The 22,109-nt window shown below is 74.1% G+C and carries 17 protein-coding genes and 1 tRNA gene; 9 read left to right on the forward strand and 9 right to left on the reverse strand.

Features of this window, described 5'->3' with window-relative positions; all coding sequences use genetic code 11:
• Positions 1-69: 69 nt before the first annotated feature.
• Entirely contained in the window at positions 70-1,437 is a 1,368-nt protein-coding gene (locus ACZ34W_RS03305) for a tyrosine-type recombinase/integrase (protein ID WP_465601310.1), read from the forward strand.
• A 139-nt stretch (positions 1,438-1,576) separates the two neighbouring features.
• Here ACZ34W_RS03305 and ACZ34W_RS03310 read toward each other — a convergent pair.
• Together ACZ34W_RS03310 and ACZ34W_RS03315 are read right to left on the reverse strand one after the other, a co-directional pair.
• Positions 1,577-1,664, reverse strand: a tRNA-Ser gene (locus ACZ34W_RS03310).
• A gap of 59 nt (positions 1,665-1,723) precedes the next feature.
• A complete protein-coding gene (locus ACZ34W_RS03315) occupies positions 1,724-3,301 on the reverse strand; it encodes a S1C family serine protease (protein ID WP_329488671.1) in 1,578 nt (525 codons plus the stop codon).
• 527 nt (positions 3,302-3,828) lie between these two features.
• Here ACZ34W_RS03315 and ACZ34W_RS03320 point away from each other — a divergent pair.
• The 4 genes from ACZ34W_RS03320 (at position 3,829) to ACZ34W_RS03335 (ending at position 8,399) form a co-directional block, all read left to right on the forward strand.
• On the forward strand, positions 3,829-5,298 hold the full coding sequence (locus tag ACZ34W_RS03320) for a purine-cytosine permease family protein (RefSeq protein ID WP_465601314.1): 1,470 nt from the start codon (positions 3,829-3,831) through the stop codon (positions 5,296-5,298).
• 132 nt (positions 5,299-5,430) lie between these two features.
• Positions 5,431-6,255, forward strand: coding sequence for a glycerophosphodiester phosphodiesterase family protein (locus ACZ34W_RS03325; RefSeq protein WP_465601317.1), 825 nt, complete (start codon positions 5,431-5,433; stop codon positions 6,253-6,255).
• Between the two features lie 541 nt (positions 6,256-6,796).
• Entirely contained in the window at positions 6,797-7,237 is a 441-nt protein-coding gene (locus ACZ34W_RS03330) for an ATP-binding protein (RefSeq protein WP_465601320.1), read from the forward strand.
• 175 nt (positions 7,238-7,412) lie between these two features.
• Entirely contained in the window at positions 7,413-8,399 is a 987-nt protein-coding gene (locus ACZ34W_RS03335) for a DUF5926 family protein (RefSeq protein ID WP_329488675.1), read from the forward strand.
• A 315-nt stretch (positions 8,400-8,714) separates the two neighbouring features.
• Here the strand turns inward: ACZ34W_RS03335 and ACZ34W_RS03340 are convergent, their stop codons facing one another.
• Positions 8,715-9,353 (reverse strand): bifunctional DNA primase/polymerase, encoded by a 639-nt coding sequence (locus ACZ34W_RS03340; RefSeq protein ID WP_329488676.1) that lies wholly within the window; start codon positions 9,351-9,353, stop codon positions 8,715-8,717.
• A gap of 590 nt (positions 9,354-9,943) precedes the next feature.
• On the opposite strand from ACZ34W_RS03340, the gene ACZ34W_RS03345 reads away from it, so the two are divergent.
• Together ACZ34W_RS03345 and ACZ34W_RS03350 are read left to right on the forward strand one after the other, a co-directional pair.
• Positions 9,944-11,446, forward strand: coding sequence for a PP2C family protein-serine/threonine phosphatase (locus ACZ34W_RS03345; RefSeq protein ID WP_465601325.1), 1,503 nt, complete (start codon positions 9,944-9,946; stop codon positions 11,444-11,446).
• A gap of 182 nt (positions 11,447-11,628) precedes the next feature.
• Positions 11,629-13,128 (forward strand): aminopeptidase P family protein, encoded by a 1,500-nt coding sequence (locus ACZ34W_RS03350; RefSeq protein WP_329488678.1) that lies wholly within the window; start codon positions 11,629-11,631, stop codon positions 13,126-13,128.
• Between the two features lie 60 nt (positions 13,129-13,188).
• On the opposite strand, the gene ACZ34W_RS03355 is transcribed toward ACZ34W_RS03350, so the two are convergent.
• Together ACZ34W_RS03355 and ACZ34W_RS03360 are read right to left on the reverse strand one after the other, a co-directional pair.
• Complete coding sequence (locus ACZ34W_RS03355; RefSeq protein WP_465601328.1) at positions 13,189-14,640, reverse strand: hypothetical protein; 1,452 nt, start codon at positions 14,638-14,640, stop codon at positions 13,189-13,191.
• Positions 14,637-15,344: an RNA polymerase sigma factor gene (locus tag ACZ34W_RS03360; protein WP_465601331.1), complete on the reverse strand. Its 708-nt coding sequence runs from the start codon at positions 15,342-15,344 to the stop codon at positions 14,637-14,639. The genes ACZ34W_RS03355 and ACZ34W_RS03360 overlap by 4 nt, the downstream gene beginning before the upstream one ends.
• A 242-nt stretch (positions 15,345-15,586) precedes the next feature.
• Between ACZ34W_RS03360 and ACZ34W_RS03365 the strand changes: the two genes are divergently transcribed.
• Positions 15,587-16,624 carry a helix-turn-helix domain-containing protein gene (locus tag ACZ34W_RS03365; RefSeq protein WP_465601334.1) on the forward strand — a complete coding sequence of 346 codons (1,038 nt, stop codon included), beginning with the start codon at positions 15,587-15,589 and terminating at the stop codon, positions 16,622-16,624.
• Between the two features lie 61 nt (positions 16,625-16,685).
• Here ACZ34W_RS03365 and ACZ34W_RS03370 read toward each other — a convergent pair whose 3' ends face one another.
• On the reverse strand, positions 16,686-17,462 hold the full coding sequence (locus tag ACZ34W_RS03370) for a MerR family transcriptional regulator (protein WP_465601337.1): 777 nt from the start codon (positions 17,460-17,462) through the stop codon (positions 16,686-16,688).
• Positions 17,463-17,745: 283 nt separating this feature from the next.
• Here ACZ34W_RS03370 and ACZ34W_RS03375 point away from each other — a divergent pair, with 283 nt between their 5' ends.
• A complete protein-coding gene (locus ACZ34W_RS03375; protein ID WP_465601340.1) occupies positions 17,746-18,504 on the forward strand; it encodes an aquaporin in 759 nt (252 codons plus the stop codon).
• 33 nt (positions 18,505-18,537) lie between these two features.
• Here ACZ34W_RS03375 and ACZ34W_RS03380 read toward each other — a convergent pair whose 3' ends face one another.
• From ACZ34W_RS03380 to ACZ34W_RS03390, 3 genes are all read right to left on the reverse strand, one after another.
• Positions 18,538-19,692, reverse strand: a complete 1,155-nt coding sequence (locus ACZ34W_RS03380; RefSeq protein WP_329492167.1) for a hypothetical protein — start codon at positions 19,690-19,692, stop codon at positions 18,538-18,540.
• 251 nt (positions 19,693-19,943) lie between these two features.
• Positions 19,944-21,134 (reverse strand): LPXTG cell wall anchor domain-containing protein, encoded by a 1,191-nt coding sequence (locus ACZ34W_RS03385; protein ID WP_465601343.1) that lies wholly within the window; start codon positions 21,132-21,134, stop codon positions 19,944-19,946.
• A 386-nt stretch (positions 21,135-21,520) separates the two neighbouring features.
• Positions 21,521-22,099, reverse strand: a complete 579-nt coding sequence (locus ACZ34W_RS03390; RefSeq protein ID WP_465601346.1) for a flavodoxin family protein — start codon at positions 22,097-22,099, stop codon at positions 21,521-21,523.
• Positions 22,100-22,109: the final 10 nt, after the last annotated feature.

Consider the following 22,109-nt stretch of genomic DNA (forward strand, 5'->3'; position numbering starts at 1 on the left):
CGCCCCCGTTCGCCAATCTCTCGCAGCCCCGGCCAACCGGCCGGGGCTGCTTCCTCTTCTGGAGCCTGCATGCTCACCTACGACGTCCAGATCCACGCCATCCGCGACCTCGGACGCGGCCGGCGTCCGCATCAACTCCGTTGGCGCGTCGGGAAGAACGCGCACTCCGCCACGTTCACCACCTTCCCGCTCGCCGACGGCCGGCGGGCCGAGCTGCTGAGCGCGATGCGCAAGGGCGAGCAGTTCGAGACCGAGACCGGCCTGCCCGCTTCCGAGTTCCGGAAGTTGAACCAGGTGACGTGGTTTGCCCACGCCAAGCAGTACGCCGAGGCGAAGTGGCTGCGGTCGTCCGCGAAGAACCGCGCCACCCGTGCCGATGCCCTGGCCACCCTCACCGAGGCGCTGGTGACGGACAACCGGGGCAGGCCGGACCGGAGGCTTCTTCGCCGCGCCCTCTCCTGCTGGGCGTTCAACTTCTCCGAGCACCTGCCCGAACCGCCGGAGGAGATCAGCTCCGCCCTGGCCTGGGTCACCAAGAAGTCCATCCCTCTGGACCAGTTGGAGGACTCCGAGAACGTCCGCCTCGGTCTGGAGGCGATCGCCCGCCTGCTGGACGGGAGCGTCGCGGCGGACACCACGCTCACCCGGAAGCGGATGGTGTTCAACAACGCCCTGCGGTACGCGGTGGAGCGCCGGCGGTTGCCCACCAACCCGCTCCAGTTCGTCGACTGGACGCCACCGGCCACGAGCGACGAGATCGACTTCCGGTGGGTGCCGAGCCCGCAGCAGGGCCGGGCGCTACTGGAGGCCGCTGAGCAGGTCTCGGTTCGAGGGCGACACCTGCGCGCCTTCTACGGGTGCGTCCTGTACGCCGCCACGCGGCCGGCCGAGGCGACGAACCTGCGTCTCGTCGACTGCACCCTGCCGGAGACCGGATGGGGCGAGCTGGTGCTCGGCAGCAGCTCGCCCCGGGTCGGGTCCCGGTGGACCAACGACGGCCAGTCCCACGAGGAGCGGGGCCTGAAGCGGCGGGCCCGGAACGCCACCCGGGAGGTTCCGATCCCGCCCGTGCTGGTCGAGTTGCTCCGCGAGCACGTCGACACGTTCGGGGTGGCGCCGGACGGCCGGCTGTTCCGGGCCGCGCAGGGCGGGCGGCTGCTGACCAAGGAGACCGCGGCCGTCTGGAAGCGGGCCCGGGCGGTCGCCCTCACGCCGAAGGAGGTGAAGACCAAGCTCGCCGAGGTGCCGTACTCGTGCCGTCACACCGCCGTCTCCGGGTGGCTGGCGGCCGGCGTGGACCAGACCGAGGTGGCCCGGCGGGCGGGGCACAGCGTGGCCGTCCTGCTCCGATTCTACGCGAAGATCATCAACGGCCGTCAGGAGCGCGCGAATACCCTGATCGAGCGGTTCCTCGACGGCGAGGAGCCGGCCGCGTAGGGCCCCGATCCGTTCCACCGGTGTTCCACACAGGGTGGTCCGGAGGGGCATCCGGGTGGGACACCCCGGGACAGAATCGAAGAGAGCGGGTATCGGCATGTAGCCGATACCCGCTCTGATCAGGGCGTTCTCCTACCAGCGGAGAGCGTGGGATTCGAACCCACGGTGCGGGGTCACCGCACGACAGTTTTCAAGACTGTTCCCTTAGGCCGCTCGGGCAGCTCTCCAGGCGGAGGTCAGCCTAACGGGTCCGGCGGGGTTCGGTGCACCGGTTTCGGGGTGGGGGTCAGTCGCCCACGCGCTCGGCGAGGGTGACCTTGGTGGTGCTGGTCTGGCCGTTGCGGGTGTACTCGACGTCGACGGTCTCGCCGGGCTTGTGCGTCCAGATCTTGCTGACCAGGGCCGGGCCGTTCTCGATCGGGCTGCCGCCGAGCTTGGTGATGACGTCGCCGGGCTTGAGGCCGGCCTTGTCGGCGGCGCCGCCGGGGGTGACGGCCGGGGTGCCCTGGATGTCGCGGGTCTGGATCTGCGCGCCGTCGCCCTTGTAGTCGTCGTTGCGCAGGACGTCCAGCTTGGCGTAGACCGGCTTGCCGGTCTTGATCAGCGTCTCGGCGACCCACTTGGCCTGGTTGATCGGGATGGCGAAGCCCAGGCCGATGCTGCCGGCCCGGCCGTTGGCCGAGGCGTTGGACTGGATCGCCGAGTTGATGCCCATCACCGCGCCCCCGGCGTCCAGCAGCGGGCCGCCGGAGTTGCCGGGGTTGATGGAGGCGTCGGTCTGCAGCGCGTTCATGTACGAGGACTGCGCGCCGGTCTCGTCGCCGGAGGCGACCGGGCGGTCCTTGGCGCTGATGATGCCGGTGGTGACGGTGGACTCCAGGCCGTACGGCGCGCCGATGGCGATCGTGGAGTCACCGACGTTGACCTTGTCGGAGTCGGCCAGCGGAAGCGGCGTCAGCTTGTCCTTGGGCGGGTTGTCGAGCTTCACCACGGCGACGTCGTAGCCCTCGGCGCGGCCGAGCACCGAGGCGCTGTAGGAGGTGCCGTCGGCGAACTTGACGGTCAGTTTGCCGCCGTTGGAGGCGGGCGCGACGACGTGGTTGTTGGTGAGGATGTGGCCCTCGGTGTCGAAGACGAAACCGGTACCGGTGCCGGACTCGCCGTTGCCCTGCGCCTTGATGGTGACGACGCTGGGCAGCGCCTTCTGCGCGATGCCGGCCACCGAGCCGGGGGCGGGCTCGTTCTTCTGGGTGCTGGCCTGGACGGTGGTGCTCCGGTGGTCGTCCGCGGCGCTGATGCCGTTGTCGTTGCGGTCCGCGACGGCGACGCCGAGCGCCCCGCCCGCCACACCGGCGACCAGGGCGACGGCGGCGATCAGCGCGATCAGGCCGCCGCGCTTCTTGCGCGGGCCGCCGGGCCCGGGGGTGCCGGGGTACTCGGCCGGGTAGCCGAGCGGTCCACCGGGGTAGCCCGGGCCGCCGGGGGCGGCGGGGCCACCGGGCGGGGCCTCGTGGCCGCCCCAGCCGCCGAGCGGCTGGCCGGCGCCGAAGGGGTGGTGCGGCGCCGGCGCGGCCGGAGCGCCGTACGGGTCGTGGGACGCCGCCGCGACCGGGGCGCCCGGTGTGGCGTACGGGTTGGTGACCGGCGCGGCCACCGGGGCGGCCGGCGCGGCCGGGGCCGGCGGCAGGACGGGCGGAGGCGCGTCGATGTACCCGGCCTCGGCGGCCGGAGCCGCCACCGGCTCGGCGGGCACGGCGGGCGCCGGGTCCGGGGCGCCGACCTTGCTGAACGCCAGCGTCGGCGTGAACCCGCCGGACGGGGGCGCGGCCGGAGCGGCGGGCGCTCCGGCGACGGTGTCCGTCACGGTCCGGTCCGCCTCGGGCGCCGCCTGGACGGGACCGGGCGCCACCTGCGCCCGACCGTCAGGAGCGGGACCCACTACCCCCTGGCCGTCGGAGGGCTGCTCCCCCTGTGGCCCGGTGGACCCAACCTCGCGCTCGGTGCTCACGGACGACCTCCATAGCTGACAGGACCAACAACCATAGTTTTTCGCACACTCGATTCGATTGCCGTAAGGACCCCTCTGAAGAAGTCATAAGAATCCTTAGCCCGGCCCGACAACGGCCCCCACGCAGGCCCCCGCGACGGCCCCCCGGGACCCGTGCGAGGCCGCCCCGCGGCGTCCCGCGATGCGGACCGCCGGACGCCTGGCCTTGGCGTTCACCCCCGGGCCGGTTAGCCTGTCGCTCCAAACTGACACGCGGGAGCTTGGACCCACCAGGCTGAGAGTGCGCCGGTCGACCGTACGCCACGAGCTCCGTGGACGGACCGTCGAGGGGGCGCAGACCGCCGGAACCTGTCCGGGTAATGCCGGCGTAGGGAGTATCGGCCATGCCGCCTGCTTCGCCATCCTCTTCTTCGGGCGCGCCCGCGTCCAAGGGTTTCCCCGAATCGTCCGCGACCGATCCCTGCGACGCCACCGGCGGGGCGGCCGGTTCCACCGGAGCGGGCACCGCCGTCCTGGACCGTCCGGACCGTCCGGACCGGGTCGAGGCCCCGTTCGTCCTCGACACCGAGCCGCCGCGCACGCTCCGCTTCCGGGACCACTTCGCGCTCTGGATGAACCTCGGCGTCAGCCTGATCGGCTTCACCACCGCCGCCACCGTGCTCGGCGCACCCGGCAGCGAGCTGTCGCTGGCCGCCGCGGTCACCGCGATCGTGGTCGGCACCGTGGTCGGCACCGCGATGCTCGGCGTGGCCGCGCTGATCGGGGCCCGGACCGGCGCGCCGGCGATGGCCAACCTGCGCGGACTGTTCGGGACGAAGCTCTCCTACGTGCCGACGGTGCTGAACATCGTCCAGTGCATCGGCTGGGGGGTGTACGAGCTGCTGGTCATCGCGATGGGCGCGCAGACGGTGGCGCACACCGACGGCTACCGCTGGCTCTTCGTCGTCCTGGCGGGCGCGGTGACCACCGCGCTGACCATCTGGCCGCTCGGCGCGATCGCGGTGCTGCGCCGCTTCGTCGCCGCGGCGGTCGCGGTGGCGATGGTCTACTTCACCGTCCAGCTGGGCCGGGGCGGCGTGTCCGACCCGGGCGCGGGCAACTGGCACGGCTTCCTCCGGGCCACCGACGCGATGATCGCGGTGTCGATCTCCTTCGTCCCGCTGGCCGCCGACTACACCCGGCACTCCCGCACCGCCCGCTCCGCGTTCTGGGGCAGCTTCTCCGGCTACACCGTAGCCCAGGTCTGGTGCTACGTGCTCGGCCTGTTCGCGCTGCTGCAGGCCGACGGCGACGCCTCCCGGATCTTCGACTCGTTCCTGGGCGTCTGGGCCGGCTGGTTCTTCCTGCTGGTGCTGGTGCTGCGCGAGACCGACCAGTCCTTCGCCAACGTGTACTCGACCGCGATGTCGGTCCACAACCTGCTGCCGAAGGTGGACCGCCGGGTGCTGACCGGCGCGACCGGCCTGCTGATCACCGTGCTGGCGCTGCAGATCACCGAGTTCACCGACTCCTACTACGCCTTCCTCGGTCTGATCGGCTCGGTGTTCGTGCCGATGTTCGCGGTGCTGGCGGTCGACTACTTCCTCGGCGCCGGCCGGCGCGGCTGGAACCTCGCCGCCGACGCCCCGTCCCGCTGGCTGATGCTGCTGCCCTGGGCGCTCGGCTTCGCCGTCTACCAGCTGATCGCGCCGACCGCGATCGCCGGCTGGTGGACGGACTTCTGGAGCTCCGTGCAGGAGGCCCTGCACTTCACGCCCCAGGAGTGGACCTCGGCGTCCCTGTTCGGCTTCCTGGTGCCGGCCCTGGTCACCTGGGCGCTCACCCCGCTCACCCGCCGGACCCCTGCCGCCTGACGCCCGCGGGCCCGGCCGGGCCCGCGACCGCCCGCCGGGAAGGGCGGACGACGAGGCGCGCGGGCGAAGACGGCCCCGCAGGTTGGGGCCGTCTTCGCCCGGGTGTCACTTCCGCCGCCTATCGTGGACGGCGTGACCAGCCCTGACCTCTCCCCGGCGGCGGCGCGCACCGCGCGGCCCGTCCAGGTGATCGCCCACCGCGGTTCCTCGCACGCCCTGCCCGAGCACACGCTCGCGGCCTACCGCCGGGCGCTCGACGAGGGCGCGGACGCGGTCGAGTGCGACGTCCGGGTGACGACCGACGGGCATCTGGTCTGCGTGCACGACCGCCGGATCGGCCGGGTCTCGGACGGCCGCGGCACGGTCTCCTCGATGACGCTGGCCGAGCTGGAGGCGCACGACTTCGGCGCCTGGAAGACGGGGGAGCCGAGCGCGGACCCGGACCTGCGCGGCGTCCTGCGGCTGGAGAGCCTGCTGGAGCTGGTCACCGACTGCGGGCGCCCGGTGGACCTGGCGATCGAGACCAAGCACCCGGTCCGTTTCCGGGGCCGGGTGGAGTCCGAGCTGCTGCGGATGCTCGACCGGTTCAAGATCGGCGGGGCGCCGGAGGGCGACCGCCCGCAGGCCCGGATCATGAGCTTCTCCTCGCTGGCGCTGACCAGGGTGGCCGCCGCCGCGCCGGAGTACCCGCGGGTCTTCCTGTTCGAGCGGACGCTGCCCCTGCAGGGCCGGCTGCGCCCGGGCGCCTCGCTGCCCGGCGGGGCCCGGATCGCCGGCCCGGGCATCGACCTGGTGCGGGCCCGGCCCCGGCTGGTGACCCGGCTGCGGGAGCTCGGCCACCAGGTGCACGTCTGGACCGTGGACGAGCCGGCCGACGTCGAGCTCTGCCTGGAGCTCGGGGTCTCGGGGATCATCACCAACCGCCCGGCGGAGGTCCTGGCCCAGCTCGGCCGCTGAACCGGTCCGCCGCGGAACGCCGTCCCTCGCGCCCCACGGGTTTCTCCGGTTATTTCCGGCTCCCGAGACCCGGTGGCCACGCACCCCGCTCCGGAATCACCCGGCACTTCCGTCCCGGCGGACCGCGATCGCTTGGGTAGGGCTCAAACCTTCATCCGCCGTTTTCTGACGGAAATCATGCGTTCTCACGACAGAGGGTGAGCGGGGAACCACCTGCAGCGCACCGTGCGTCGCCCGGCTTGAAATGTCCGCGCGGGATCGCCGTACGGTCGTTTCCGACCCATTACCAAGGGGCATCCATCCCTCGGCATACGCTGAAGGAGGTCCGGGGGTGGCGTTGATGGTGGCGCGTGAAGTGCCGACTTCATCGACCATGGCAGTGCCGCACGGCCCATCGAGTGTCGGGGTCGCACGGCGCCGACTGCGTCGAGATCTACGTGACCGGGAGATACCGGAACCGGTCATCGATGATGTTGTTCTGATCCTTTCCGAACTGCTGAGCAATGCATGTCGTTACGCACGGCCGCTCGGCCCGCTGCCCGTGCTCGGACGCAGCGCCCGGGCCGAGATCGTCGACCAGATCCTCGTCGGCGTTCCCTCCGGTCCGGCCGAGCCGACCGGACCGGCCGGCGCTCCCGCGACGGGCGGCCCGGCCGTCCACGCCAGGAGCCGGGACGCGGGACAGGCCCGGCCGCAGGCCCACCCGGACGAGGGCGAGGGCAACGGCGGGGTGCTGGTCCGCTGGCAGCTGCACGCGGACGGGGTCCTCACCCTGGAGGTGACGGACGGCGGCGCGCAGACCCGGCCGTCCCCCGCCAGTCCGTCGCTGACCTCGCGCGGCGGCCGCGGGCTGAGCATCGTCGACCAGCTGGCCAGCGACTGGGGCGTGCGCGACGCGCCCGGCGAGGTCACGGTCTGGGCCGCCCTGCCCGCCCGGGCCCGGCACGCCCGACGCACCGGCGGTGACGCCCGCAGCGCCTGAGCGCCGCCCGCGGCCGTCGGAGCGGGGCCCGGTGGGGCCTCCGCGGGGCGCCGCCCACGGCGGTCCGGGCGTCGCCCCCACGGGGTACTCCCCGCCCCGGCGCGTGCCCACGGGCCGGGGGAACGTCAGTAGGCTGCCCGGAGCACACCGAAACCGCCACCGGGAGAGCCGCACCATGGGCAAGAAGGCCGCCAAGAAGGCGCCGCAGCGCAGCCAGTCCACCACCGCCGTCACGGGCGAGATCCCCGTGGTCGGGGCCCGCGAGAACTGCCCCTGCGGTTCGGGCCGCCGGTACAAGGCCTGCCACGGCCGGGAGGCCTCGCACGCCGTGCAGGAGCTGGTGCACCGGCCGTTCGAGGGGCTGTCCGGCGAGGCCGACTGGGTGGCGCTGCGCGAGCTGGTCCCGGCCGCGACCGTGCCGCTGACGCTGGCCGCCGGGGTGGCCGAGGCCGCCAACGGCGACGTGCCGTCCGTGACCCTGGCCACCGTGCTGCCGCTGGCCTGGCCGGCGCTGCGCCGCCAGGACGGTTCGATCCTGCTCGGCCTGCAGACCCAGTCCGCCTCCGGCGACCTGAGCCGTGACCTGGCGGACGCCCTGGAGCTGGCGCTGGCCGCCGAGCCCGGCTCGCCCGTCCCGGCCCGCCGGACCGTGCCGGGCGGCCGCCGCCTGCAGGACCTGCTGGACACCACGGCCGAGTTCACGCCCGCCGTGCACACCGGCTTCGAGTTCTGGCTGGAGGACGCCGAGACCGCCACCGGCGAGGTGGCCGCCTCCCTGGAGCGCGCCAACGCCTCGGCGATCCCGACCGAGAAGCTCACCGGCGTGGACTCCGCGTACTGGTGCGGCACCCCGGACAAGAACCACCTGCGCTGGGTGATGACCGTGCCGGAGGAGGAGCTGCTGGACGCGCTGGCCCGGCTCACCGCCGCCGACCTGTCCTCGCTCGGCCCCGACACCCGGCTGGTCGGCTCCTTCCGTGCGCACGGCCTGACCGTCCCGGTCTGGGACCTGCCGCTCGCCATGACCGCCACCGACTGCGAGAAGCCGGCCGCGGAGTTCGCCGAGCGGCTCGCCGCGACGCTGGCCGACCCGGCGCCGCTGACCGGCGAGGAGCGGCGGGCCCGCGCCAACCTGGTGAACCGTCAGGTCACTTTGAACTAAAGGGGACTCGGATCCGGGTGATACGCGTCACATTGGCCGCCGGTACGGCAATTTCCGGGCGGGCAGGGGCTCTTGGAAATTGGCGCGGGCGCGGATCCTTGTTACTGTCTAAAGAGTCCGGTCGCTGGTGCATCCCCCGTCGCCAGCGGCCGGATCTTTTGTTTTCCGGCCCCGGCCCGCTCCGACGGGTGGACCGTGCCCGATCAGTACCCCGGCCGATCGGCCCGCCGGCCCGGCCGCGACCGACGCACCGACCCCCGCCGCACCGGCCACGGGGGCCGAACGACAGGGGCCGGACGAGGCGCGGAAGCCCCGTCAGTACGCCGAGCGCCCGCTGTCCAGCTGGACCGTCGCCTCGACCAACTCCCCCAGCAGCGGCCCGACCTCGGGCAGCCACACACCGCCGTCGGCCGCCGGACGCGGCGGCAGCACCCAGCGCACCCCGCCGCCCGAGCCGCCGCCCGGCGGCAGCGCCAGGAAGCCGCCCGAGCCGTGGTAGCGCAACGACCCCGGAACCCAAGGAAGTTGGGCGAGCATCTCGCCGAGCGCCTCCAGCGAGTAGGGGGCGACGAGCATCGCGTAGCGGCCGGGCATCGACAGGACCGGGCCGAGCGGCAGCCGCAGCGCCGCCAGGTAGGCGAGCGCCCGGGCACCGGCCGCCGCGGGCAGGCTGACCGCCGAGACCGTCCCGCCGGTCGCCGCGAGCACCGGCGCGTCCGGACTCTGCCGCTCCCACCACCACCGCACCATCCGGGCGTCGGTGGTGGCCGCCAGCAGCGACGGGTCGTGCGGGTGGGCTCCGGGGACGGAGCAGTCCGCGTCCCCGCACGAACAGTGGCCGCCGACCAGCAGCGTGCCGGGCACCACCGGCCAGCGGTGGTCGACCGCGGCGGCCAGGGCCGCGGCCAACCGGACGGAACGGACTGTCGACCGGCTCCTTGAGTTCTCGCGCATGGCGCTCGTTCCTTTCCGTGACCGCTCGGGTCGCTCCGGCCCCGCCGGCCGGCGGCCGGGGAAACGCCGCACGGGCCCGTACCGGGCCGGTGGGCTTGGCGAACGGCGTGGCGGGGATGGAGCACGGTGTGGAGCACGACATGAAAGAGCCGCGATGCGAACAGCCCTTGGAACGAGAATCCCGTATGCGACCGGATGGACGCCGCCCGGGCGCGGTTGGTTCCACCGTACGAGTGAGTGACTTCCGGCCGACCCGGCCGACGGGCGGCGAAAGCATACGATCCGGACGGCCGCGAGAGCCGTCCTGACGGTTCTGCCCGTTCTCCGGCGCTCCATGCCCGCGGGCCCGGCAGGGGCGCGCACGAACGGAGCGGGCCCCGGCCGGGCCCGGCGGGACGGAGAACCGGCCACCCGCGTCGTCATGGATCTGGACATGCCCCGAATGGCCTGTGTAGAAGTGGTGGCATTGCTGTCGATCAATGACGAGTAGTAGCGAATCGAGGCGAATCACGCCCTTTGGCCGTGCTCGCTCCCATCGGCCGTACCTGGGGGATCCGCATGACACGTACCACCGCGTCAGGAGTGGCGGCATGACTGAGTCCCACCCGTCGTCGACAGCCTCCGAGCCGGGCGATCCCCGTCGCCCCCGCGGGCTCTCGGTGCTCGACCATCCGGGCTTCCCCACGCCCCCCGCCGGACCGGCCGGGCAGCCGGGCTGCGCGGCCGACGAGCCGCCGGCCCGTACCGAACCGGCCGGCGGTACCGAACCGCCCGGCGCCCCGGAGGCCCGCCCGGCACCCCCGGCCGGGCTGCAGGACCGTTTGGCCGGACGGCTGTCCGATTTCACCAGCCTCCACGAGCACTCCGAGCGGCTGGCCCGCGCCCGCGGCCTGACGGCCACCCTGGAGGCCGTGCTGGCCTCCGGCGCCGCGCTGCTCGGCGCCGACCGCGCCCTGCTGGTCACCGCGCTGCCCGGCGGCGGCCCCAGCCAGCCGGTCGGGTACGGGCTCGACCGCGCCAGCCTCGGCGCGCTGGAGACGGTGCCCACCGAGCAGAGCCCGCTCGCCCGGCTGCTGCGCGAGCACGACCGGCCCGACCGGCTGCAGTCGCGCGACCTCGCCACCGACCCCGCGATCGGCGCCCGGCTGCGCGAGCTCGCCGGCCACCTCCGCCTCGGCGGCTGCCACGGGCTGCCGCTCGCCACCGCGGAGGACGGCCCGCTGGCCGCCGTCCTCTGGTTCTACGACGAGCCCGCCGAGCCCACCGAGCGCCAGTGCGAGCTCGTCCGCCGGTACTGCGACGTCGCCGCCCCGCTGCTGGCCAAGGAACTCGCAGCGGACCGGGTCCGGCGCACCACCGAGGCGCTCTGCCGCGGCCTGCTCCCGGACCGCCTCCCGCAGCCCGCCGGCCTGCGGCTGGCCGCCCGGCTCGTCCCGGCCGGGCTGGACCGCTCGGCCGGCAGCGACTGGTACGACGCCATCCCGCTGCCGGACGGCACCGTCGGCCTGACCGTCGGCAGCGTCTCCGGCGACGGTCCGGGCGCCGGCCCCTGCTCCGCCCCCGGCGCGGCCGCCGCGATGGGCCGGGTCCGGGCCGCGCTGCGGGCGTACGCCGTCCTGGAGGGCGAGGACCCGGTCTCCGTCCTGGGGGACCTGGAGCTGCTGCTCAAGACCACCGAGCCGGCCCGCAGCGCCACCGCCCTCTACGCCTGGATCGAGCCGGACGAGCGCCGGATCACCCTGGCCGGGGCCGGGCACTGCCCGCCGGTGCTGGTCACCCGGCAGGGCGCCGAGTTCGTGGAGACCTCGCTCTCCGCGCCGCTCGGCATGCTCTCCTGCTGGGAGGCGCCGGGCGTCGAGCTGACCGCCGGGCGCGGCGACACCCTGGTGCTCTACACCGAGGGCCTGGCCCGCCGCTGCGGCCCGACCCTGCACGCCGGACAGGCCAACCTGCGCCGGGCCGCCGCCGACGCCCCGCGCGACGTGCGGATCGACCCGGACCGGCTCTGCGCCCACCTGCTGGCCGTCTGCGCGACCCGCGAGGCCGGGTCCGCCACCGACGACCTGATGGTGCTGGCCGCGCGCTTCGAGTAGCCGACGGCGCCCGTGGCCGCGGCCCCGCGGCGGGGCTTCCCGGGCCGAGGCCGCCGGAGGCCGGGCGGCCGGGCGTCCGTACCATGGACGCACGGCCGCCCACGTGTGTCGCGATCCGACGCCCCCCGGCCCTTCGCCCGGGGGACCCCCATGGGCGGCACCCGCGCAAGGAGGCGACGTACGTGACCGAGGACCGCACCCCGGCAGTGGCCGAGAACCCCGAGGCCGCCGGCGGCGAGGAGCCGCAGGAGTTCAAGGGCCGCAAGAACGGCCTGTACTCGGAGGTCTCCGACGAGCTCGCCGCCTCGATGAAGTCCGGCTGGGCCGACACCGAGCTGCACGGCCTCACCCCGGTCGCCCAGGCCCCGTACGCCGCCGAGCGCCGCGCCCGGCTCTCCGCCGCCTTCCCCGGCGAGCGCCTGGTCGTGCCGGCCGGCACCCTGCGGGTCCGGGCCAACGACACCGACTACAACTTCCGCGCCGCCAGCGAGTACGTGCACCTCACCGGCGACCAGACCGAGGACGCGGTGCTGGTCGCCGAGCCCACCGGCGCGGCCGGCCACGACTTCGGCCTCTACCTGCTGCCGCGCTCCGACCGCGAGAACGGCGAGTTCTGGCTGGACGGCTACGGCGAGCTGTGGGTCGGCCGCCGCCACAGCCTCACCGAGCAGGAGCAGCTGCTCGGCCTGCCGGTCCGCGACGTCCGCAAGGCCGCCGAGGAGCTGGCCGGGCGCGCCAAGGCCGACGCCGTGCCGACCCGGATCGTGCGCGGCTACGACGCCGGTCTGGAGTCCGCGCTCGCCGAGGTGCTGGACGCCGACAAGGACGCCGGGCTCAAGGAGTTCCTGAGCGGCCTGCGACTGGTCAAGGACGAGTGGGAGATCGGCGAGCTGCGGGCCGCCTGCACCGCCACCGTCAACGGCTTCACCGACGTGGTGCGCGAGCTCGGCCAGGCCGTCGCCACCTCCGAGCGCTGGATCGAGGGCACCTTCTGGCGCCGCGCCCGGGTCGAGGGCAACGACGTCGGCTACGGCTCCATCTGCGCCGCCGGCCCGCACGCGACCACCCTGCACTGGGTGCGCAACGACGGCGAGGTCCGCCCGGGCGAGCTGCTGCTGCTGGACGCCGGCGTGGAGACGCACAGCCTCTACACCGCCGACGTGACCCGCACGCTGCCGATCGACGGCCGGTTCAACGAGCTCCAGCGCAAGATCTACCAGGCGGTGTACGACGCCCAGGAGGCCGGCATCGCGGCGGTGAAGCCCGGCGCCCGGTTCCGTGACTTCCACGACGCCTCGCAGCGCGTGCTGGCCGAGCGCCTGCTCGCCTGGGGCCTGCTGGACGCCTCGGTGTACGACCTGGAGAAGGTGCTGGAGCTGGGCCTGCAGCGCCGCTGGACCCTGCACGGCACCGGCCACATGCTCGGCCTGGACGTCCACGACTGCGCGCACTCCCGCACCGAGGAGCACGTCGACGCGCTGCTGGTGCCCGGCATGGTGCTCACCGTCGAGCCCGGCCTGTACTTCCAGCAGGACGACCTGACCGTGCCCGAGGAGTACCGGGGCATCGGCGTCCGGATCGAGGACGACATCCTGGTCACCGCCGACGGCAACGAGAACCTCTCGGCGGGCCTGCCCCGCCGCGCCGAGGACGTCGAGGCGTGGATGGCCTCGCTGGCCTGAGCCCGACCGGCGCGCCACGGGCCCGGCTCCCCGGTGGGGGCCGGGCCCGTGGCGCGCGCGCTACTTGGCGACCACCCGGACCGGGACGGTGCGGGTCCCGATGACGGTGGGCGGCCCCTGCTCGGGGGTCACCAGCGCGCTGACGGTCACCGGCATGACTCCGGCGCCGTCCTGGGCCGTCAGCTTCATCCGGTACCTGATGGTGAAGGCGTTCCCCGGCGCCAGCGGGCCGGCGTCGTCGAAGACCGGCTTGCCCGCCACCGGCGGGGCGATGGTCAGGGCCTTCCACGATCCCGCGCCGTTCGCGCGCTCCAGCGTTCCGGTCACGGCGCCCTTGCTCCCGGCGTAGGACTCCGCGACCAGCTGGGGCACCACCTGGGCGTAGCTGGTCCGACCGGTGTTCTTGAAGGTCACGACGAACTCCACCGGAGTGCCGTCGTTCGGGAGCTGCTGACCCGTGGTGAGACCCTCCACGGTGACGCTGATGTCGTTCTGGCCCGCCGCCGAGGGTGCCTGACGGCCGCTGAGGTCGATGGTGTCGAGGATCGACACCAGACCCGGCTGGTAGTCCGGCTTGAGACCGTTCGCCGTGATGAACACCTGATCGTCCTTCAGGCCCCACATCTGGGCCGTGAAGTCCTCCCCGGGCTTGCAGGTCACCTGCCACTGCGTCTTCGAGATCGCCCGCCCGGCCACGATGTCACGGCTCTTGGCCGGCTCGCCGATCTTCGTGTAGGGCGCGGTGGGGACGTAGGGGTGTCCCCAGACCGGGCAGCTGGGCTGGTGGCTGAAGCCGGACGAGGCGTCCAGGTCGAACGCCGTCGGCCAGATCGCGTGCTCGGCCTCGTCGGCGGTGTTGTACGCGGTGATCAGCACGCCGTAGGGCTCACAGGCCTCCTGGGTCCAACCCGGCTGGGCACCCGTGGGCGCGCCCGGGCTCAGGACGCACAGACTGGTCCCCGCCGGGTCCGGCGGCACGACCCGCCAACCCGCCGGCACCTTGAACTTCACGCCCCGGAACGTGTACGGGGTCGCGGCCGTCGTGGGTGGGGCGGTGCTGCTCTGGGTGCTGCGCGGGGTGGCGGCGCCGCCCGGGGCGGCCGGCTCGCCGGTGCCCGTGGGGTCGGCCGCCGGGGCGGAGGTCTCGGTGCCGGCCGCCGTCGGAGTGTCGGCGGGGGTCGGCTCCACGGTCGGGACCGCGCTGGGGCTCGGGCTCGCGGAGGCCGTGACGGTGGCCGCCGGGCCGGGATCGTCCCGGTCGGCCACCGTGTCGCCGCGGAAGCCGAGCACGCCGAACGCCATCGCGGCGGCCAGGCCGAACAGCGGCACGGCGGCGAGGTAGACGGGCTTGAGCCGGCGCAGCCGCCGGCTCGGGGGCGCGGCCGGGCGCAGGTCGTGTGCGGTGATCCGCATCGCTCTGGCGTTCATCGCCTCGCGGAGCAGCCGTTCCATCGGGGTGTCGTCCGGCCCGTCACCGTCACCGCCGGTCCGGCGGGGAAGCTTCTCGGTCATCGAACCTTCTCCAGATGCTTTTCCAAGGCGTCCAAGGCCCGGCTGGCGGTGGACTTCACAGCGCCCCGGGAGAGCCCCAGGGTTTCCGCTATCTGTGCTTCGGACATGTCCGACCAGTAGCGCAGCACCAGCACCTCGCGCTGGCGGGAGGTCAGCTCCCGCAGGGCGACCAGGACGCGGCGGTGCTCGTCGTTGAGCACCGCGTGCTCCTCGGCCGACGGCGCGTCGGCCTCGTGCGGGGGAACGTACTCGCGGGCGGTCTTGCGGCGGCGCAGCATCGACCGGGCGCCGTTGGCCACGCTGGTGCGCAGGTACCCGAGGGCGTTGTCCAGGTCGTCCAGCTGCTCGCCGTGGCGCTGGTAGAGCTGGGTGAAGGCCTCCTGCACGACGTCCTCGGCGAGGTCCTGGTGGTCGACCAGCAGGACGGCCATCCGCACCAGGCCCAGCCGGTGCGCGTGGTAGAGGCCGGTCAGGGTGGGGCGTTCCTCCGCCTCCTGCTTGCGCCCGCCGCGCAGCAGCCGCAGCCCCGACCGGCGCCGCACCGCCTCCTGCTCGGAGCTCGACGGGGCGCCGTCCGACGAGGCGTCCCGGGGAGCCGCCGCCCCGCCCGCCTCCCGCGCGCCGAAGAGCAGTCCGACCAGCCCGGCGCGGAGGAAGCCGCCGCTCCTCCCGCCTCCCACGATCGGCCCGATGGCCATGGACATCCGCGTTCTGCTTTCCCCCAGGGACGGTTTCCGGCGTGGACCGGACCGTCATGACACATGATCAAGATCGTGATCGGCGGGAATCCTGCCATCGCCTCGACCGCCGGCAGAACCCGCCCCCCCTGGTGATGGACGTGCGAGGAGGGCGGAGGTTGCAGGTGACTTCGCAGAAGTCTTCGACCTGGCCGGAACGGCTACACTCACCCGCATCCCGCCACCGCCGCCCAGTCCGAGGGGACCTCATGTCCGACCAGCAGACCACCGGCCCGGTGGCCGTCGCGATCGGACGGCGGCCGGAGCCGGTGCACGATGTCGCGGTGTACGCCTTCGACGGCATGACGCCGTTCGAACTCGGCGTGGTGGTCGAGGTGTTCGGGCTGGCGCGGCCCGAGCTGAGCGGCCTGCTGGCCGCCCCCTGGTACGGGCTCAAGGTCTGCGCCGACCGGCCGGACACCGCGCTGCGGTCGGTCGGCGGCTTCTCGCTGACGGCGCACCACGGCCTGGACGACCTCGCCGCCGCCGACACCGTGGTGGTCCCCGGAGTCCCGAACGCCTTCAGCGGCGAGGTCTCCCCCGGGCTGGTCGCCGCGCTGCGCACGGCGCACGAGCGCGGTGCGCGGATCGTCTCGATCTGCTCCGGCGCCTTCGCGCTGGCCGCCGCCGGTCTGCTGGAGGGCCGCGAGGCCACCACCCACTGGCGGTACGCCGAACTGCTCCAGCGCCGCCACCCGTCGGTCCGGGTCAATCCGGACGTGCTGTACGTGGACAGCGGCTCCGTCCTGACCAGCGCGGGCAGCGCCGCCGGGATCGACCTCTGCCTCCACCTGGTCCGCCGGGACCACGGTGCCAAGGTGGCCAACAGCGTGGCCCGCCGCTTCGTGGTGCCGCCGCACCGGGACGGCGGGCAGGCCCAGTTCATCGAGGCGGCGGTCCGGCCGGTCGACGAGGAGGACGACGGGATCGCCCGTTCCATGCAGTGGGCGCTGGACCACCTGTCCGCCCCGCTGACGATCTCCCTGCTGGCCCGGGCCGCCCGGATGTCCGACCGCTCGTACCTGCGGCACTTCACCGCCCGCAACGGCACCAGCCCGATGCGCTGGGTGATCAGCCAGCGCGTCGCGGCCAGCCTGCCGCTGCTCGAATCGCCGGACGGGTCGGTGGAGGAGATCGCCACCGCCGTCGGCTTCGAGAGTGCCGCGACCTTCCGGCACCACTTCGGCCGGGTGATGCGCACCTCCCCGACCGCCTACCGGCGCGGTTTCGGACGAGGCGTGGCCTGAAGCCGGGCGTGGCCCGGGCCAGGACACGGCCCGGGCCTGCGCGTGGCCCGGGCCGGCGGCCCTACGCCTGCTCTCCGGTGCGGAAGGCCGCGTTGGCGAGCATCGCGTCGTGCAGCCACTGGGCGAGGCCCGGGGCGAGCTCCTCGTAGGTGGCGGTGAACCGCGGGTCCGCGACGTACATCCCGGCGATACCGCGGTGGATCTCGAAGGTGCAGTCGTAGAAGTTGTCGCAGATGTGCTGCCGGTGGACCTCGGCGAGGTCCATGGCCGGACCGCCGTCGGCCGGTTCGCCGGCGGTGAAGGCCGCCACCAGACGGGCGTTGAGCGCGTCCGTCTCGGCCTTGATCCGCTGCCAGTCGCCCTTGTCGTAACCACCGGTGCGGCGCTGGGACTGCACCCAGGCGTCGGTGTCGCCCCAGCGCTGCTCGGCCTCGGCCTCCCACTCCTCCCGGTAGGACTCGCCGAAGACCTCGAACTTCTCCTCCGGGGTCAGCTGGATTCCCATCTTCTGTGCCTCCATTGCGTGTTCGACGGCCGCGGCCAGGTCCTGGAGGTGGCTGATGCGGTCGGTCAGCAGTCGGTGCTGGCGCCGCAGGTGCTCGCTCGGGCTGACCGAGTGGTCGTCCAGGATGGCCGCGATCTCTTCCAGGGGGAACCCGAGTTCGCGGTAGAACAGGATCTGCTGCAGCCGGTCGAGGTCGGTGTCCTGGTACCGGCGGTAGCCGGCCGGGGTACGCCCCTGCGGGGCGAGCAGTCCGATCTCGTCGTAGTGGTGCAGGGTGCGGACGGTGACCTTGGCGATCTTCGCCACGGCACCGACCGAGTAGCCGCCGCTCATCCGGGCGCTCCCTTCTCGTTGGCCACGACTCTCCCGCCTCCCGTTGCGTGAGGGTCAAGCCCAGTCTTCCGGCGCGGCGGCGCGGGGGCGGCCCGCGCCGCGACGCCCGCCCCGCCCGGTCCGTCCCGTCCTGCCACGCCCGTCCGGTCACGTCGCGCCACGCCCGCCCCGCCCCGGGGGCCGTCGGCCCCGTGCGAGTCTCCGAGCGGACGGCCCCGGACGGGCCCCGGCTTGGACGAAGCCGCCTATTGCCGGGCCGGACGGCAGACGCCAGCATGGCGCCATGACCACCACCGCTGCGCCCCTCGTACGACGGCTGGCCGCGGAGGCGGTCGGCACGGCCGCGCTGGCCGCCGTCGTGGTCGGCTCGGGCATCCAGGCCGCCGCGCTGAGCCAGGACGGCGGGGTCCGGTTCCTGGCCAACGTCGGTGCCTCCGCGCTGGCCCTGGCCGTCCTGATCGAGCTGTTCGGCCCGCTCTCCGGCGGGCACTTCAACCCGCTGGTGACGGCCGGCGCGTGGTGGGCCGGCCGGCGCGACGGCAGCGGGCCGACGCTGCCCGAACTCGGCGGGTACGCCGCCGCGCAGCTGGCCGGCGCGGTCGCCGGGACGGGCCTCGCCAACGCGATGTTCGGGCGGCCGTTCGTCGAGCCCTCCGGACACGGCCGGGACGGCGGAGCGCTCTGGCTCGGCGAGGCGGTGGCCACCGGGACGCTGCTGCTGGTGGTCGCCGGGCTGAGCGGCAGCGGACGCGGCCGCCTGGTGCCGGGGGCGGTCGGTCTCTGGGTCGCGGCGGCCTGCTGGGCCACCTCCTCCGGCGGGTTCGCCAATCCGGCGGTGACCCTGGGGCGGGCGCTGACCGACAGCTACACCGGGATCGCGCCCGGCTCCGTCCCCGGCTTCCTGCTCGCCCAACTGGCCGGGGCGGTGGCCGCGCTGGCACTGGGCGCGGTGCTGTTCACCCGCTCCGGACCGGTCCGGAGCCGGTCCGTGCCGGACGACGCGCGGGAGCTGGTCGCGGGCCGGTCCGCCGCGACCGGCTGAACCGTCGGCCGGCACCCGAGCACCCACCGCCGTTCAGCCCGCGGCCCCCGCGGGCACGCGCTCGCGGCGCCGGGCGGCCCTGCCCCGGGTGTCTCCCCCGGGGCGCGGCCGGCGGCCCCGCCGGGTGGGCCAGAGCAGCACGTACGCGGCCGACAGCACCACGAAGGCCAGCCGGACGAAGCCGCGCGCCGAGTCGGACGGGATCAGCAGCGTGCCGCCGTACAGCGCGGCCAGCGCGATCCAGCTCCACCACGGCACCAGACGCTGCTGGCCGACCGCGTCCCAGAGCAGGGTGCCGAGCAGGATCGAGGCCGTGTAGTAGGTGTAGACGCTGGGGTCGAACAGGATCCGGGCGTCCGCGCCCAGCAGGACGACGGCCGGCCACCGGCCACGCCACACCGCGATGCTGCCCAGCGCGAGGCCCAGGCCGAACTGCAGCGGCCGGTCCCACCACGGCGTGGTCGGGTCGGTCACCCCGAACCACCGCAGCGCCGAGGCCGGCTGGTTGGGGATGGTGAACTTGGCGGCCGCCACCGTGTCCAGGTCGCCCAGGTAGAACGGCAGCCAGGCGACGGCCACCAGCCCGGCGAACCACAGCGCCGTGCGCAGCCAGGCCGGCCGGGGCAGCGCCAGGATCAGCGGGGCGAAGGCCAGCGCCCAGGGCTTGGAGTCCACCGCCAGCGCCAGGTAGACGGCGACCTGGACGGCCCGGCCCCGGCTGAGCGCGTGCGCGGCGAGGGTGGTGAAGAAGAGCGCCAGCACGTCGTCCAGGTGCGCGAAGCGGACCGAGACCTCCACCCACATCGGGATGAACGCCAGCCCGGCGACCAGCAGCCGCTGCTGCAGCCGGCGGTGGTTGGTGCCGGTGCCCAGGTAGTACCAGGCGGCGGTGCGGCCGACCAGGACGAGCATCACCAGGCCGAGCCCGGACATCGCGGCCTCGGCCACCAGCTGGCCGGTGTGCGCGGGGAACGGGCTGAAGAGCCGGGCGACGGCCAGGCTGACCGGACCGATCTGCAGTTCGGGGTGGTGGGCGTAGAGCGCGAGCCCGCCGTCGGTCTGGCCGCTGAAGAGCAGCTCCTCGCCCTGACGCAGGTAGTGCCAGGAGAAGCCGCCGCTGGGCTCGACCAGCAGGAACCAGAGGACCGTCCAGGCGACCAGCAGGACGTGGTGTCTGCGCACCGGCAGACCGGCGATCCGGCCGGTGGCGGCCTCGTAGTCGGTGGTGGACCGTGCCGACCGTGCTCCCCGCACCCCTGTACCTCTCCCGCGCCGAGCCCCCCTTCGGCCGGTCATCCTATGTGACCCGACGGAAGCGACCGCGCCCCTCGGGTGTCCCTGGCAGGACACCCGAGGGGCGCGGTCGTCGGCCGGGCCGGGCGGACCCGGCGGTGCCGGGGCCCGGCGGGCCGGATGCCCGGGCTCGGCCCGGGCCGGGGTCAGCCCTGCTGGGCGGCCTTGCGGCGGCGGAGCAGCACGAGGGTGCCGGCGCCGACCGCGAGGACGGCGCCACCGGCGATGGCGATGCCGGTGGTGTCGTCACCGCCACCGGTCTGGGCCAGTGCCTTGTCGGCGTTGTCGGCCGCGTTCTTGGCCTTGGCGACGGCGGCCGGGGTGAGCTTCGGCGGCGTCACGGTCGGCACGGTCACCGGGAAGTCGATCGGCTCCTGGGCGCCGGTGCCGCCGGTGGACGGGGCGGAGGTGGTCGCACCGGTCGGCTGCGCGCTCGCCGAGGACGACGGGCTGGCCGACGCCGACGGGCTGGTCGACGCCGAGGTGGTGGCGGTGGGCGTCGCGGTGGGGGTGGCCGTGGCCGTGGCGGTCGCGGTGGACGTGGTCGTGGCGGTCGCCGTGGGCGTCGCCGTGGCGGTCGCGGTGGCGGTCGCGGTGGCGGTGGCCGAGGGCGAGTGGCTGGGCGAGTGGCTCGGCGAGTGGCTGGGCGACGGGCTGCCGGTCGGCTTGCCGGTGGTCTGGCTGGCGGTCGGGCTCGGCTTGCCGCCCCCGGCCTTGATGGTGAAGCCGGCGCCGGTGATGCCGTCGCAGCTGAAGTGGCCGTTGCCGACGGGCTCGTGGGACTGGTCGTCGAGCTGCTCGGAGAAGACGACCGGCACCACGCCGGCCTTGCCGAGCGGGGCGTCCTTGGTGAACGAGGCGCGGACCTTGATGGAGACGTCCTTGCCGCGGTTCACCGCGAGCATCGCGTCGTCGGAGTCGGCCCCGCCGAGCAGGATGAGCACCGCGTCGTCGTCGGAGTCCCCGCCACCGGGGGCGACCGAGCCGGGCAGCCAGGCGCCGCCGGGCAGCTGGTACTCGACCTTGAGGTCGCCGGCCTCCAGGCTGCCCGCGCGGTTCTTGAACTTGAGCAGCGGGTAGAACACGAAGTCGTGCCGGGTCGAGTTGTCGATCCGGAAGGTGAAGTCCCGGGCGTCGCCGCCCGCGATGAAGGTGTCCGGCACCCCGCGCACGGAGAGGTCCAGGCTCTGGCGCGAGGACTTGTCGGCCTGCGGTGCCGCGGTGGCGGACGGGGAGCCGGTGGTGCCGACGGCGACGGCGCCCTGGGCACCGGCCAGCACCATCGAAGAGGCGAGGGCGGCGGCGCCGGCGAGGGCGAAGCTGCGACGTATGGACATGGGCAAGGAAGACCTCACGGATGAGTCCGGGCGTGGCCCGGGAGCGCGGAAGGACTGGGTTGTCCGAACTGTGGTCCCCCCACGAAGCTGAAAGTCCGACGGAGACTACCGAAAGATCCAGCCAGATCGTAAGGCGGGTGCCACCCTTCGTGCACCACCCTGACCGGATACTGTCCGATTGGCCCAACTCCGTCACTCGGTAAGGCTTTTGTTCCATACCGTCAGATGACCGCAGGGTGACCGGTACACGTCCGGAACGCCGCGTCCGACGACGCCGCACTGGCGGGAAACCGCCGTCGGGCGGCCATGCTCCCACGGACCGCCGCCGGGGCCGGCCGGCCGGGCCTCCCCGCCCTCGTCGGAGAGGGCCGGCCGGTGGGTGGGCGTCAGCCCGCGAAGAAGGACTTGGCGGCGACCAGCGCCCGCTCGTCGTTCAGCACGTCGCCCGGCCGGGTGCCGTTGCCGAGCAGCGCGCCGCCCCAGCGCATGCCCATGTAGTCGGCGCAGAGCCGCAGGGTGGCGATCAGCGGATCCGCCTTGTCCGGCTCGGTGGCCAGGGCGGTGACGGCCCAGATGGTGCCGCCGGAGAGCCGGGCGCGGAAGTCCGCCCCGGGTGCCCGCAACCAGGCGGACCAGTGGTCGAGGTAGAGCTTGGCGCTGGTCGGCAGCGAGTACCAGTACACCGGGGCGACGAAGACCAGGTCGGTCGCGGCCAGGGTGGCGTCCAGCAGGGTGCGTTCGTGGCCGACCGGCTCGGGGAAGCCGCCGTCCGCACTGTGCCGGCGGTCCTCGAAGGGGGGCAGCGGGTGCTCGCTCAGCCGCAGCCACCGCTGCTCGGCACCGGGCGGCAGACTCGCCCCCGCGGCCAGCCGGGCCAGCTGTTCGGAGTTGCCGTCCGGGCGCGAACTGGCGTTCAGGAAGAGGAACGAACGCGGCGCAGCGGCGCCGGCGGTGTGCTCGGACATCAGGACCCCC

It is taken from the genome of Kitasatospora sp. NPDC022856 (assembly GCF_055561235.1).